We start from the raw sequence: 14,451 nt of genomic DNA, 5'->3' as shown, positions 1-14,451 counted from the left end.
TAAGTTAAACAACATCGCCTCATTGGCTTGATTGAGATTCTCTCTGTTTAGCGTGCTGAGAAAAAATTGTCTTGAGGTATACGACACATCAGCTCAAATGATGGGTTCATTTCCATTGTGTATTGGACCGCATTGCTGACGCCGCTAGGAGCCCCTATGATAAAGAGACAGCAAAAGGAAACATCCCTTATGGTCGAGACCCTCGACGAGCTCGCAATGTTGGCAAATTATTCGCTCGTGGATACTCTCAACTGCGACCCCGACGCGAAAGCAGACGGGCGCGATTACGCGCCGCGACAAGTCTTTACGGGCCACTATGTCCCCGTCACTCCGACGCCAATCGAAAACCCCGAGTACGTCGTGCATAGCAAAAACCTGTTTCGCGAACTGGGGTTCGCCGACAGCATGGCGCAGTCGGCTGATTTCGTTCGGGTGTTCTGCGGCGATATCGCGTTCGTTCCGGAGCCGATGCGCAAGGTTGGTTGGGCTTGTGGTTACGCACTTTCCATCTTCGGCACCGAATACCACCAGCAGTGCCCGTTCCAAACCGGCAACGGATACGGCGACGGTCGCGCAATTTCGGTACTTGAGGCTGTCATCAACGGTCGACGCTGGGAAATGCAACTGAAAGGTGGCGGCCGAACGCCATACTGCCGCGGCGCGGACGGTCGGGCCGTTCTGCGGTCGAGTGTTCGGGAGTTCCTGGCACAGGAGCATATGCACGCGCTCGGGGTGCCTACGTCACGGTCTCTGAGTTTGTACGTTTCGAAAACGGAGAGAGTCAGGCGCCCATGGTATTCGGAGGGCTCGCATTCGAGAGACCCAGACATACTTATATCAGAGCCGGTCGCCATCTCGACGCGCGTCGCACCGTCGTTCATTCGAGTTGGCCAACTCGAGCTCTTCGGTCGCCGCGCTCGCAAGCAGGAACACCCGCAAGCGATGGAGGAGCTTGAGAAGATCGTGTTGCACTTGATCGATCGTGAGTACGGAGGCGTCATTGACCAGAAGCTAACCACCCCCGAAAAGGTGCTGTTACTTGCGCGCGAATTTCTCAGCCGACTCACGTCGTTGGTGGCGAATTGGATTCGCGTTGGCTACTGCCAGGGCAACTTCAACAGCGACAACTGTGCGGCCGGCGGCTTCACACTCGACTATGGCCCATTCGGATTCTGCGAGGTGTTCGATCCGCACTACCAGCCATGGACCGGTGGCGGACATCATTTTGCATTCCTGAACCAACCGGTAGCAGCAGAACGCAACTTCCACATGTTTTGTACGGCATTGCGGCCGTTGCTGGCGACGCATCAGGACACTCTGCGCCAACTCGACGAGATTCGAAGTGATTTCCCAAAGGTGATGCAAGCACAAATGGAAAAGATGTGGGCTGCCAAGCTTGGACTTGGCGCTTTTGACACGGCGTTGTTTAGCGAGCTCGTAACGCTGATGGAGCAAACGCCTGTTGATTACACCATTTTCTTCCGCGAGCTCTCGACGGTGCCGGACGACATTGGCCCGCTGAAAAAAAGCTTCTACAAGAGCTCAGCGTATGGTGCAGACCCCGAAGGAATGGACAAACGATGGTCCGAGTGGCTCTCAAAATGGAAATCGCTCACTCAACCTGGCTCTCGTGAAGACCTTTCTCGGCAGATGAAGCTCGTCAATCCAAAGTTCAGTTTGCGGGAGTGGCTGGTTGTGCCTGCGTATCAGCAAGCGGCCGCGGGGAACTATTCTTTAGTTCGAGAGCTGCAGGACGTCATGACGCAGCCATACGCCGAGCAGGCTAAGGATGTGGAGGGGAAATACTATAGGCTGAAGCCGTCGGAGTTCTTTGAGCTCGGTGGATCGTCGCATCTTAGCTGTTCGTCGTGATTGCGCGATGTCGAAAACCTCTCTTGTCATTCGTCTACCAGATACGAAGCCGGAATTAGTACTTATTCGGCTCCACTGCGATGCTACCCAGTTACCGCGACTGGCAACCTACTGAAAATGGAGTGCAAACATGACTTACATCGACGGTTTCGTGATTGCTTGTCCTGAGGATAATCGGCAAGCGTTTATTGACCATGCCAACAAGGCTGACCAGGTGTTTCTGGAGCTCGGCGCCATCCGTATTCTCGAATGTTGGGGTGACGACGTGCCGGAGGGCAAGACGACCGACTTCCGCCGGGCGGTACAGGCGCAGCAGGGAGAAGCGGTGATTTTTTCCTGGATAGAGTGGCCAGACAAGGCGACGCGTGACGCCGCCATGAAGCGCTTTGACGAGCTGATGAAAACCGATCCACGTATGAATCCCGAGACGAATCCCATGCCCTTCGACGGCAAGCGCATGATCTATGGCGGGTTTACGCCGGTTGTTGAGCTGTCTGGAGCCTAGCCATGCGCCGGTGATTGACCGCTTTCTCAGATCCCAGGATGACACGTTCATGCTGAAAACACTGCTCTTCGCTGCTATTGGTGTCGTGATTGTGGTGGGCACCATTGTCTATACCAAACTCGATCAATTCGGGGCGATGGGGGAGGCCGCCGAGCACATGGTGCAGCCGCCCGAGACCGTCACAGTTATGACGGTGGACAATGCACAGTGGGAGCAGTTAATCCCCGCAACGGCCACAGTGTCCGCCGTGCAAGGTGTGATGGTGAGCGCCGAAATCGGTGGCCAAGTGGTGCAGATTTCCTTTGAGTCCGGCGCTGTAACAAACAAGGGGGACATGTTAGTTCACCTCGATACGGCGAGCGAAGATGCTCAACTTGCTTCAGCGGAGGCCGCCGCGGCGTTGGCCAGGGCGGATTTCGAGCGTAGACGGCAACTGGGTAATCGCAATCTGGCGTCCAGGGATTCGGTCGACCGTGCAGAGGCCCAGCTCAAGGAAGCGGCCGCTCAGGTAGGAAATGTGCGCGCGTCGATCGCGAAGAAAACAGTGAGCGCCCCTTTCACCGGCCGCCTGGGTCTGCGCCTGATCAATCTCGGGCAAGTCTTGCGTGAAGGCGACTCGATCGTGACTCTCCAAACACTCGACCCCATTCATGTGGACTTCTCTGTTCCGCAACAACGAATCCGGCAGCTGAAACCGGGCATGACGGTGCGTGTCACCACGGACGCCGCGCCCGGAGAGACGTTTACTGGTGACATTCTTGCGGTGAACCCGGAGGTAGACCCAGTGACGCGCAACGTGCGCGTGCGGGCGTTAGTTGCCAATCCCCAAGAGGCGCTGTATGCGGGTATGTTCGCTAAGGTCGAAGTGGTGCTGCCAGACACCCAACGGGTATTGCCCGTCGTCGAGACCGCGGTGCTTTACGCGCCTTATGGCGACTCGGTGTTCGTGGTTGAAGAACACCAGGATAAGAAAAGCGGAAAAAACGTCCAGGTGCTGCGTCAGCAGTTCGTTCAACTGGGGAGGGCGCGGGGTGATTATGTCGATGTGATTGATGGCCTGAAGGCGGGCGAAGCCGTGGTGACCAGTGGTGTGTTCAAGCTGCGCAGTGGCATGAATGTGGTCGTCGACAATGCGCTGGCACCCAAGGCCGAACTCGAACCGCACCCGGCGGAGTCTTGAGGCAGGTTCATGAATCACTTCACCGATATCTTCATTCGCCGCCCAGTGCTGGCGATCGTGGTCAATCTCATCATCCTCATCGCTGGCCTTTACGCATGGAATTCGCTGAGCGTGCGCCAGTATCCGCTGAGCGAAAATGCCTCGGTGCAGATCTCAACGGTGTATGTCGGCGCCAGCGCGGAGCTGGTGCGTGGCTTCATAACCACGCCACTAGAGCGCGCCATCGGCGCAGCGGAAGGTATCGATTACATTGAGTCGAAAAGCCTGCAGGGTATCTCGATCATTACTGCGCGGCTCAAGCTCAACTATGACTCAACCAAGGCGTTGGCGGACATCTCCTCCAAGGTCGATCAGGTGCGCAATGATCTACCCGCCGAGGCCCAGGTACCCGCCATCAGCGTGCAATCTGCAGACTCGGAGTTCGCCGCAGCCTACCTGAGCTTTTCCTCCAACATTCTGACCCCGGAGCAGATCACCGATTATCTGACCCGTTTGGTGCAGCCGCGCCTCGCTTCGGTTACCGGCGTACAGCGGATCGAGATCTTCGGTGCGCGTACCTTTGCGATGCGCATCTGGCTCAAGCCCGATAGCATGGCCGCGCTACATATAAGTCCGATGCAGGTGCGCGAGGCGCTGGCCGCCAACAACTACCTGGCCGCCATCGGCAGCACCAAGGGCGCACTGGTGCAGGCCGAACTGGCGGCAAATACCGATTTGCACAGCGTTGAGGATTTTCGCCGCCTGGTGGTCTATCAAGAAAACGATACCCTCGTGCGCCTGCAGGACGTCGCAGATGTTGAGTTAGGTGCGGAAGACTATGACACGTTGGTGCGCTATTCCGGGCAGACCGCGGTGTTCGCCGGGGTGTTTCCGCAACCGAACGCCAATATCATCGAAGTGATCGACGGCGTACGCGCGGAGCTTGAACGAATCAAGGAGGATATGCCAAGCGGACTGGAGGCGAGCATCGCCTATGACGCCTCGGAATACGTCAGTGACGCCATTCACGAGGTGACCGGAACGCTCACCGACACTCTGCTCATCGTGATCGCGGTGATCTTTTTGTTCCTCGGCTCGGTGCGCTCGGTGCTGGTGCCGGTGATGGCGATCCCGGTATCGCTGATCGGCGGTATCTTTCTGATGCAGTTGTTCGGCTTCACCCTCAATTTGTTGACGCTGCTGGCCATCGTGCTGTCGGTCGGGCTGGTGGTCGACGACGCCATCGTCGTGGTCGAGAACGTCGAGCGACATCTGCGCGAGGGCCGCACGTCACGAGAGGCGGCGCTCCTCGGCGCGCGCGAACTCATCGCCCCAATCCTAGCCATGACCGTCACGCTGGTCGCCGTGTATATCCCCATTGGCTTACAAGGTGGCCTTACCGGCACGCTTTTTCGTGAATTCGCCTTCACCCTGGCGGGCGCGGTGGCCATCTCCGGCGTCGTGGCGCTGACCCTGTCGCCGACCATGGCCGCGAACCTGTTGCGCAGTGCCAAGGATGAAGAGCGCGGGCTAGCCGGTTGGCTTAATCGTCGTTCCGACCGATTGCGCGAGGCCTATGGTCGTGCTCTCGGGAATACGCTGAAGGCTCGGCCAGCAGTCTACCTGGTCTGGATTTTGGTGAGCCTGTGCACCGTGCCGATGTTCATGTTCTCACCCACGGAGTTGGCGCCGACGGAAGACCAGAGTGTGCTGTTCGGTATCATCAATACCGCCGCCAACGCGACTACCGACCAAAACGCAGTCTATGCCAAGGCCGCGGAACAGGCCATGCAGGAGAGGCCCGAAGCCGAGCTGACTTTCCAGTTCCTATTTCCACCGTCGATTGGTGCCATGCTCGGGGCAGATGGTTTCAGCGGCGTGGTGTTGAAACCTTGGGGCGAGCGCACTCAAACGGCGAGCCAGATCCTGCCGGCGGTACAGAGCGAGGTGGCAAAAATACCCGGTATCCAGATATTCATGACCACCCCTCCGGCGCTGCCGGGAGGCAGCAACTTCCCGATCGAGTTTCTCATTACCTCCACGGCTGATGCCGAGCGCCTGCTCGAGTTCGCCCAGCAGATCCAGGAAAAGGCGATGCAGAGTGGACTGTTTTTCTTTCCTCCCATCATCGACCTGAAGCTCGACCAACCCCTGGAGACGGTGATGTTCGACCGCGACAAACTAGCAACCTTGGGGCTGAGTTTGTCCCAGGTTGGCGCCGAACTCGGTGTCGCCACCGGTGGGAATTTCGTCAACCGGTTCAATATGGATGGCCGCAGCTATAAGGTGATTCCGCTGGTTCAGCGGACCGATCGACTTAACAGCGAGCAGCTGCGCAATATTTATATTGCCGGCCCTGACGACCAGATGTTGCCACTATCGACGGTTGCGCACATTGAGAGTTCGGTCGTGGCCCGCTCACTCAACCGCTTTCAGCAGCTTAACGCGGTGAAACTCTCTGGCATGAGCGGCCGAACCTTGGACGAAGCGCTCAATTTCCTCGAAGAAACCGCGCGGGAGATCCTGCCGCCAGGCTATTCCTTCGACTACACCGGCGAGTCCCGCCAACTGCGCACCGAAGGCAACAAATTTCTGCCTGCGTTCTCGCTGGCCGTATTGATGATCTTTTTGGTGTTGGCGGTGCAGTTCAATTCGTTCCGCGACCCCTTTGTGATCCTCGCCGGTTCGGTGCCGCTGGCGATGTTCGGCGCGCTCATCTTCACAGTCCTGAAGATGCCCGATCCCAACATGGCGCACTGGACCAACGGCTGGACCACCACCATGAACATCTACGCTCAGGTTGGCATGGTCACTCTGGTCGGGCTGATCGCCAAGAACGGTATTCTCATCGTGGAATTCGCCAACAAGCTGCAGCAGCACGGCGCCAGCAAACTTGATGCCGTGCATCAGGCGGCGATGATCCGTCTACGCCCGGTGCTGATGACCAGTATTGCCACCATCGCCGGCCACTTTCCGCTGGTGCTGGTGACCGGGGCAGGCGCAGCAGCGCGCAACTCGATTGGCTTGGTGCTGGTCGGTGGCATGGCCGTCGGCACACTGTTCACCCTGTTCGTGGTGCCGTCGTTGTATGTGCTGATGGCAAAGGATCGGCATGCGGGGGATTCGGCCATTACTGGCTACTGACACCCATGTAGGTGTCCTCCGCAACGTGTTGAAACGGTCCACGGCTGAAGATTAATCAAAGTCATTGGAATCCTGAATGATGTCGGTCATCAGTTGGGTAGGATCACGGTCACTTTGGCGCCGGGCGATGTATCGGTACCCTCTGCCAGGTAGTTGCTGACTCCTAACCTCCCACCATGGGCGATACAAATCAATTTGCACAAGTACAGACCCATGCCATTGCCCTGATGGTGTGTTCGTGATTGATCAGCTCTGTAAAAAGGCTCTCCGATGTGCTGTAAATCATCGGCTGAAAACCCCGGCCCCTGGTCTGCGACGGCGATTTCCACGCTGTCGGTCGTTCGGGTCCACTTTACGGTGACCGGTTGTTCGTTACTGTAGTCCAGAGCGTTCTGCAGCAGGTTGCGTAGCACCAGCTTTAGCCGAACTGGATCTCCGATAACGGTTATCTCTGGGCCGGGGAAAACCTCAATCCTATCCTGCTGGTCAGAGGGGAAATCCAGGCTGGCTTCCTGAATCAGATCGGAGATGACCACCTCTTTGTAATTCAATGCCTGGTGATGACCTTCAAGCCTTTCTCCCTCCATGATGTCGGCTATGATTTTATCCATAATGCGGCAGTCGTTAATCATGCCTTTCTGATTCTCTGATTCGGGAAGCAGTTCGGCGGCCATACGCAGTCGGGTCAGGGGGGAGCGGAGTTCATGGCTTAGGGCGATAAGGAGCTGGTGTTTGGCATCCAACATACGTTTTATCTGCTGGGACATACTATTGAATGCTGTCGTCAGGACTCCCAGCTCGTCCTGCCGTTTAACCGGTACTTCGACGCTCAGGTTGCCCTCACGAACCTCCTCAACGGCGGCGGTCAGAGTCTGTATTGGCCGCAACAGGGCTTTGACATAGTGGAAACAGGCGAAGATCACCAGAATGATCAGTGCAAGCGAAATTAAAGTGCCGGGCGTGAGAAAGTTAAAGCCATGAACGGGGCGATCATAGAACAGTATGGTGCCGCCATCGGTTTTCCGGGCAAGGGCAAAATACCCCCGCCACCGCCCAATTTTGAGTTCGGGATCCCGCGCGTCATTCCAGTTGGCATCTTGCATGTCAAAAGGCGGAGGCGACGGCACCCAGTGGCCATCGTCGGACTGGATACTGACTTCTGTCATTGTACGTTGGGCGAGATTGCGTGCTTGCTCCGCAGTAAAAGGCGGAGAGATGTCCTGGCTGATGGTGGCAACATAGTCCACCAGCATATCCCGCCAGCGTATCTGGGAATATTCTTCGGCGGAAAACCGGAATGCACCCACCACTAACACAACCAGCAACAAACCTGTCAGCAAAAATATCAACGTAAGTCGGGCGCTGAGGCTACGTAGCCCTTTACGTCGTAAACCAGTCGTGGTTCGCGGATGTTGTTTCATACTGATGCCTCACCGGCAAAGCGGTAGCCGCTTCCCCAAACGGTGGTAATAAACGTTCGCTTCGACTTCAATTTCAGTTTCTGCCTGAGGCGGCTGACGGTAATGTCCACGGATCTTGAAAACAGCTCCACTTCTGTTCCCCGAAGCTCGTTCATGATGTTATCCCGTGAATACACTCTGCCTGGGTGAGAGGCAAAAAGCAGGAGCAGGCGGAACTCGGAGCTAGTGAGTTTTACGGCATGTCCCTCTACTTCCACTTCCTGAGTCAACGGGCGGATAGTGATGCCTTTGAAGGTCAGAGGATCGCCTTTTTGATGCTGATTGGAGCGGTCTGAGGCACGTTCCAGGCGGCGAACGATGGTCTGAATTCGCGCGACCAGCTCCCGGGGTTCAAAAGGCTTTGGGAGGTAGTCATCGGCGCCTAGCTCCAGTCCGACCACACGGTCTGTGACCTCACCTCTTGCGGTCAACATGATGATGGGAATATCCCATTTTCCCCGTATACGGCGACAAACCTGAAAGCCATCCTCTTCCGGCAACATGACATCCAGGATAATGGCGTCGGGTGGGTGCTCGCTGATCTTTCGGTAGGCATCGGAAGGTATGGCTGCGTGTTGCAACTGCCACTGATAGCCGGCCAGATACTGCTTGAGCAATCTGGCAAGGTTGATATCGTCATCGATCAAAAGCACGTTCATGTCTGCATCATAGCCCCACTCTTTCCCGAGTCCATATTGGCGTTTTAACCGGTTCGTACTGATTCGACGGAATATTTTAGAAATCAAAGGGATAAGGTGTTACAACCTGAAACAACCTGATACCCCGATGAAAAGAACCCAAAGCGGATCGCTCCTACGATGACATCAGTGGCTCACTACGAGCCCGATGGCACGGTTATCAAGGAGACCGCTATGAAACATGCAACCTGTTTAAAGAAACCTCTGATTCTGTTCTCGTTCATCGTTTTTGCTCTCAGCCTGGCTGGCTGCCGACACGGTGAAGAGGGGCGGATGGATTATCTGGCCGAAAAAGTCAGCAATGAACTGAAATTCGACCAACAGCAGAACGATCAGTGGAACCAACTGCTTGCCGATCTGAAACAGATTCGCACGTCAATGAGCGAAAAACGGGAAGCAACACGCACGATGATCGTTGAAGAGCTGAAATCTGACCAATTGGATGAAGCTCGTCTAATAGTGGTTCTGGAGCAACACCAGCAAGCGATCAATGAAAGCTTCAGAACTCTCCTGCCAAAAATCAACGAACTGCATGCAAGCCTGACCCCCGAACAGAAGGAGACACTGATGGAATGGTTGGAAAAGCATCGTGAGCGTGGGCATGGTTTTATGCACTGACGTACGTAAGAGCTGGTTAAGTCACCCAAGCGCCCTGCCGGTTCCGGCAGGGCTTTTTTTGGTATGGTATTTAGTGTGTTCTTGGATTTGCCACCGTGGATGGCCTTCATGTAAAGCGCATGGCCCAGGATAACGTGGATGCCGTGTTCTTCACACAGATCCGAGATCCAGTACCAGCAGTGCATGCATTCAACGCCAACCACAAGGTCATCGCGAAAGGGTTCGAGCAGTGCCAGTAGCGGTTCAGGTCGATTCCACAATAATGACGGTGAGTGCTATGGTAAAAGTTCATGGGTCTTCTCCCCTGTAGTGCTTGGTCGCCTTCCAGCTTAGCGGGTAACCGCTGGGCTGGGGAGAAGGCTCAATCAGTATCAAGTGATTCTGAAGTCGTTCGGATTTCGGTACCAGTATAAACATAGAAACGGAGTTATTATTAATCGACTCAGGAAGGAGATTTTATGCGCGCGCTAACGACATTACTCTCGAAATGTACTGATCAGGCTTATGCACTCATGCGTATTGTCTGCGGATTCCTGTTTTTGAACCACGGCACTCAAAAGCTGCTTAGTTTTCCAATTGAGTTTCCTTGGCCTCTGAATGGCATGACAACAGCGGCTGGATATATTGAGCTTGTTGGAGGAACACTTATTGTCCTCGGTTTGTTCACCTCACCTGCTGCATTTCTGTGTAGTGGTATGGCCGCTGTTGGCTATTGGACAGTGCATGCTCCACAAGGCCTCTTTCCGATTGCCAATGGCGGCGAAACCATAGCGCTCTACTGCTTCATATTTCTGTTTGTAGCAACGCGTGGCGGAGAGATTTGGAGCATAGACAACATGTTGTCCAGGGGCCGGGCGCAAAAAACCTGACACATGTAGTCGCCGCCTCCTCGTGCAAGTCAGGGTTGTCCTGGTTTTTTCGTACACACCGCCGCCCGTGCCAGTAGGAAGGCTCGCTCTCGGCCATTGCAGGTGAGGGCGGCTGCACGTTCGAACTCGGTGCGGGCTTCATGTATGCGGTCGAGCCGGGCAAGCAGGTCACCGCGCACGCTGGGTAGTAGATGGTAATGCGTCAATGTCGGCTCTGCGAGCAGGGCATCGACCAGCTCCAGCCCCGCTGCTGGCCCGAACGCCATACCCACCGCGACTGCGCGGTTGAGTGCGATCACCGGCGAAGGCGCCATCTGGGCGAGCGCCTCATAGAGTGCCGCGATTTGCGGCCAATCGGTTTCCCCGTAGGTTGCGGCTCGGGCGTGGCAGGCTGCGATTGCAGCCTGCAGGGTGTAGGGGCCAAGAGCACCTGGCAGGCTTTCGGCACCAGCCAGGGCGGCCAGACCGCGTTGGATCAAAAGCCGGTCCCAGCGGCTTCGGTCCTGATCCGGCAGCAGGATCGGGTGACCTTTCGAATCCACCCGGGCGGGCAGACGCGAGGCCTGAATTTCCATCAGCGCAGCCAAACCGTGCACCTCGGCCTCTTGCGGCATTAAACTGGCCAACATCCGACCCAAACGCAGCGCTTCGTCGCACAATTCTGGTCGTGTCCAGTGGTTACCGCTTGTGGCGGCGTAGCCTTCATTGAAGAACAGGTAAACGACCTCAAGTACCGAAGCGAGCCGCGGTGCAAGTTCCGCACCGCGTGGCATCTCGAAAGGCACACGGGCTTCGGCCAGCGTCCGCTTGGCGCGCACAATACGCTGCGCGATTGTGGACTCGGACTTGAGATAGGCGCGAGCGATCTCTTGTGTGGTGAGGCCGCCGACCACCTTCAGCGTGAGCGCGGCGCGCGCATCTGGTGAGAGAACAGGGTGGCACGCAGTGAAGATCAATCGCAAAATGTCGTCGTCAACTTCGCCGTCGAGGGATGCATCAATCCTTTCGGCGAAGACCTGCTCGGTCACGGCGCTGTGGGCCTCCAGATCTCTGGCGAATTCGACATGTTTGGATGCCGCCATGGTCTGGTGGCGCAGATAATCGAGAGCGCGGCGCTTGGCCGCGGTCATTAGCCAGGCACCGGGGTTATCCGGAAGCCCCTTGGCAGGCCAGACTTCCAGAGCAGTGAGTAGGGCGTCCTGAGCATAGTCTTCCGCCAGACTCAGGTCGTGAGTCAAACGTGCGACCCGGGCGATCACCCTGGCCGATTCGATACGCCAGATCGCGTCGATGGTCGCGCGAAGCTCCTGGTTTGTCACACCGTTCCCCCGGGTGCCCCCGTCATATACATTACTTCCCAGATATGGCCATCAGGATCCTGGAAACCATGGCTATACATAAAACCGTGGTCCTGGGGATCATTATAGATCGAACCACCTGCTGCCACTGCCTCGCGCACCATTACATCCACCGCCTCGCGGCTCTGCAGCCTGAGCGCTACCAGCACCTCGGTAACGGTGTGGGCGTCGGTCAACGGCAACGGAGTGAACTCGGCGAAGCGCTCACGGGTGAGTAGCATCACGAAGATATTGTCGCCAACGATCATACAGGTGGCCGTATCGTCGGTGAACTCGGGGTTGAAGGTGAACCCCAACCGAGTGAAGAAAGCGATCGACACTCTGAGATCGGCGACAGGTAGATTGACGAAGATTTGGCTGACCATAAGAAGTCCCCTTTGAGGCCGGGTTATGTAATCGGATTTGGCCGGATTTCGGCGGTTCATTCCTGTGACGAACAGAAAGGGGTGAAATCGACATCGGGTTTCTCTTAGGCCTTCTTCACACGCCGTTCCCTACGCTCAACCTCGGCGCGGCTGTCCCATGGCACTGCCGTTTCTCGTCCCGCGCATTCCCGGAGATGAAAAAAGTCGAACAAGTGTCGTGAAATTCGCCGCTCATTCGTCATCAGGACAGGACGAACAGAGCACTGGAGCATTGGAGAGAAACAATGAGAAAGATCCGGATTATCGAACACATCTCGCTGGATGGCGTAATCCAGGCGCCCGGCGGACCGGACGAAGACAGAGACGGCGACTACTCGCATGGTGGGTGGGCCGTGCCGCATGCTGACCCGGCCATCGGAGAGGCAATCGATGCCGCATACGGCGAGAGTTTCGATCTGCTGCTTGGCCGACACACCTATGACATCTTTGCCGGCTACTGGCCGAACCAGCGTGGCCCGATGGCGGACAGTCTGAATGCAGCGAAGAAGTTCGTTGCGACCCACAGGCCGGAGAGTCTTGAATGGGGCCCGGTTAACGACCTTGGTTCGGACATCGTGAAGGGTATCCGCCGGGTCAAATTGAAGGACGGCCCTGATCTGGTCGTATGGGGAAGCTCGACGCTGACGCGCGTATTGCTTGAAGAAGGGCTGGCCGATGAGGTTCCGCTGCTCGTCTTCCCGGTTCTGCTGGGCACAGGCAAACGCTTCTTTTCAGACAGCGGCGCCCCCCGCGAACTCGCGCTCATCATTACGAAGGCCGCATCCTCGGGCGTGCTGATGAATACTTATCGAGCCGTTGGACCACTGCGCACCGGAACGTTTTCTGAATTGGAGGAGTGACCTGACACCCAAGACAGGGAATACATCGACGAAAGGATATGCCCCCAATAACCAGGGTGAATTGCTATGACCAACCTCGCTACCTGTCCGACCGGTCCGGTCAAGAACGATCCGAACGTGACGGACAAAAAGGTTTCGAGGGAGCCCACCATCCGGTTGGGCGAGTCACTTTGAAAACATGTGCCCGCGAAGTATCCAGAGACGGCCTGCTTGTCTAACCCATCGACCTGCGCCGTCTCAACGATTGACCAGTATCTCGAATCCGCCATAGATCACGCGCTTACCATCGAAAGGCACGCGCTGCTTGGAGGAGAGACAGTTCAAAGCGACTGTCTGAATAACCAGGCTTAAACTAGCGTTGAGGCTTTGGATAAAGGAGAACGCACATGTACATCGACGTTCAGATCGTAAACGCCTTCATTGACGGCGCCACCGGCGGCAATCCTGCCGGAGTTGTGATTGATGCGAGTGCCCTGGCCGCAGCACAAAAGCAGAAGATTTCCCAGCAGGTTGGTCGATCTGAAACCGCCTTCGTATCGGCGTCAGACACTGCAACCATCAAACTCGATTTCTTCACGCCGAAACGACAGATTGCGCACTGCGGGCATGCCACCATTGCTACCTTTTATCTCTTGCGACAACGTGGCGTCGTTGGTGATGGCCAGTTATCCAAAGAAACGATTGATGGCAACAGGGGAATCCTCGTAAACGGTGACATGGTCTTCATGGAACAAGGCGCCCCGAAGTACACCCAGGTCCCGTTTACGTCTGAATTGGGAGGCCGGGTTGTTGCCTCTCTCCGCCTTACGCCAGCGCAGTTGCTGAATGGAATTGATCCGTTTGTAGTCAACACCGGGAACGCTTTCCTTCTCGTCGCGCTGCCTGATGAACGAGCGGTGGCCGAACTGAGACCAGACCTTCACCAGGTCGAATCACTCAGCAATGAATTGGATATGATTGGGTACTATGTATTCTCGACAACGACGAAGATGCAGGGCCGTCATGCTGGCGCACGTATGTTTGCCCCACGGTTCGGAATACCAGAGGAAGCAGGAACCGGCATGGCGGCAGGCCCACTTGCGTCCTTTCTCCACGATTATCTCGGGGTGGAGGATCGGGAGATACTCATAGAGCAGGGCTGGCTGATGCAGCCTCCGTCGCCAAGCGTCATAAAGGTTGTCCTCGAAGTTGCTGATGGCCGGATCACTCGCCTTATGGCCGGTGGCACCGCCCGTGTCATGTCGTCTTTGCGGATTGAGATCTAATATTTGATTGAATGTCGGAAAGTTCAAGCGTGCGTGCCACGCCCTGGCCGGCAGTCGCGCTTCGGTTATAAGCATCTTGTTGAAGGCGACTGCTCTGCGGCGGTCAACGTGCTGCGGGCTCGGGCGTTTTCGTATGCTGCTCGGGCCGCAGTTCATCGCGGCCGTCACAAAAATATGGGGCTGTTGGCCTGGTGATCGATTGGGCTTTGACGGACGCCAACCAAGAGAGCTTATCAATG

12 protein-coding genes and 1 pseudogene are annotated in these 14,451 nt (G+C 56.4%); 8 read left to right on the top strand and 5 right to left on the bottom strand.

Annotated elements, in window-relative coordinates:
- Positions 1-189: 189 nt before the first annotated feature.
- From ACN0V1_RS18135 to ACN0V1_RS18120, 4 genes are all read left to right on the top strand, one after another.
- Positions 190-1,872, top strand: coding sequence for a protein adenylyltransferase SelO (locus tag ACN0V1_RS18135; protein ID WP_417546337.1), 1,683 nt, complete (start codon positions 190-192; stop codon positions 1,870-1,872).
- Between the two features lie 130 nt (positions 1,873-2,002).
- Positions 2,003-2,377 carry a DUF1428 domain-containing protein gene (locus ACN0V1_RS18130; protein WP_417546336.1) on the top strand — a complete coding sequence of 125 codons (375 nt, stop codon included), beginning with the start codon at positions 2,003-2,005 and terminating at the stop codon, positions 2,375-2,377.
- A 49-nt stretch (positions 2,378-2,426) separates the two neighbouring features.
- On the top strand, positions 2,427-3,557 hold the full coding sequence (locus ACN0V1_RS18125) for an efflux RND transporter periplasmic adaptor subunit (protein ID WP_417546335.1): 1,131 nt from the start codon (positions 2,427-2,429) through the stop codon (positions 3,555-3,557).
- A gap of 9 nt (positions 3,558-3,566) precedes the next feature.
- Positions 3,567-6,680 carry an efflux RND transporter permease subunit gene (locus ACN0V1_RS18120; RefSeq protein ID WP_417546334.1) on the top strand — a complete coding sequence of 1,038 codons (3,114 nt, stop codon included), beginning with the start codon at positions 3,567-3,569 and terminating at the stop codon, positions 6,678-6,680.
- An 89-nt stretch (positions 6,681-6,769) separates the two neighbouring features.
- On the opposite strand, the gene ACN0V1_RS18115 is transcribed toward ACN0V1_RS18120, so the two are convergent.
- Entirely contained in the window at positions 6,770-8,101 is a 1,332-nt protein-coding gene (locus ACN0V1_RS18115) for a sensor histidine kinase (protein WP_417546333.1), read from the bottom strand.
- On the bottom strand, positions 8,098-8,799 hold the full coding sequence (locus tag ACN0V1_RS18110) for a response regulator transcription factor (RefSeq protein ID WP_417546332.1): 702 nt from the start codon (positions 8,797-8,799) through the stop codon (positions 8,098-8,100). Before ACN0V1_RS18110 ends, ACN0V1_RS18115 begins: the two co-directional genes overlap by 4 nt.
- A 213-nt stretch (positions 8,800-9,012) precedes the next feature.
- Here ACN0V1_RS18110 and ACN0V1_RS18105 point away from each other — a divergent pair, with 213 nt between their 5' ends.
- Positions 9,013-9,456: a Spy/CpxP family protein refolding chaperone gene (locus ACN0V1_RS18105; protein ID WP_417546331.1), complete on the top strand. Its 444-nt coding sequence runs from the start codon at positions 9,013-9,015 to the stop codon at positions 9,454-9,456.
- Positions 9,457-9,533: 77 nt separating this feature from the next.
- Here ACN0V1_RS18105 and ACN0V1_RS18100 read toward each other — a convergent pair.
- Positions 9,534-9,748: pseudogene (locus ACN0V1_RS18100) on the bottom strand (IS110 family transposase); the annotation flags it as partial.
- A gap of 166 nt (positions 9,749-9,914) precedes the next feature.
- On the opposite strand from ACN0V1_RS18100, the gene ACN0V1_RS18095 reads away from it, so the two are divergent.
- Complete coding sequence (locus ACN0V1_RS18095; protein WP_417546330.1) at positions 9,915-10,325, top strand: DoxX family protein; 411 nt, start codon at positions 9,915-9,917, stop codon at positions 10,323-10,325.
- Positions 10,326-10,354: 29 nt separating this feature from the next.
- Here the strand turns inward: ACN0V1_RS18095 and ACN0V1_RS18090 are convergent, their stop codons facing one another.
- Together ACN0V1_RS18090 and ACN0V1_RS18085 are read right to left on the bottom strand one after the other, a co-directional pair.
- Complete coding sequence (locus ACN0V1_RS18090; protein ID WP_417546329.1) at positions 10,355-11,644, bottom strand: RNA polymerase sigma factor; 1,290 nt, start codon at positions 11,642-11,644, stop codon at positions 10,355-10,357.
- Positions 11,641-12,048: a VOC family protein gene (locus ACN0V1_RS18085; RefSeq protein ID WP_417546328.1), complete on the bottom strand. Its 408-nt coding sequence runs from the start codon at positions 12,046-12,048 to the stop codon at positions 11,641-11,643. Before ACN0V1_RS18085 ends, ACN0V1_RS18090 begins: the two co-directional genes overlap by 4 nt.
- A 284-nt stretch (positions 12,049-12,332) precedes the next feature.
- Between ACN0V1_RS18085 and ACN0V1_RS18080 the strand changes: the two genes are divergently transcribed.
- Positions 12,333-12,947, top strand: coding sequence for a dihydrofolate reductase family protein (locus ACN0V1_RS18080; RefSeq protein WP_417546327.1), 615 nt, complete (start codon positions 12,333-12,335; stop codon positions 12,945-12,947).
- Positions 12,948-13,333: 386 nt separating this feature from the next.
- Positions 13,334-14,212, top strand: coding sequence for a PhzF family phenazine biosynthesis protein (locus ACN0V1_RS18075; RefSeq protein ID WP_417546326.1), 879 nt, complete (start codon positions 13,334-13,336; stop codon positions 14,210-14,212).
- The last annotated feature ends 239 nt before the right edge of the window (positions 14,213-14,451 follow it).

The organism is Marinobacter sp. (genome assembly GCF_048266785.1).
In the GTDB taxonomy this organism is placed as follows: domain Bacteria; phylum Pseudomonadota; class Gammaproteobacteria; order Pseudomonadales; family Oleiphilaceae; genus Marinobacter.
Note: the sequence above shows the minus strand (reverse complement) of the source record. Positions and strands in the feature narration are given on the sequence as shown.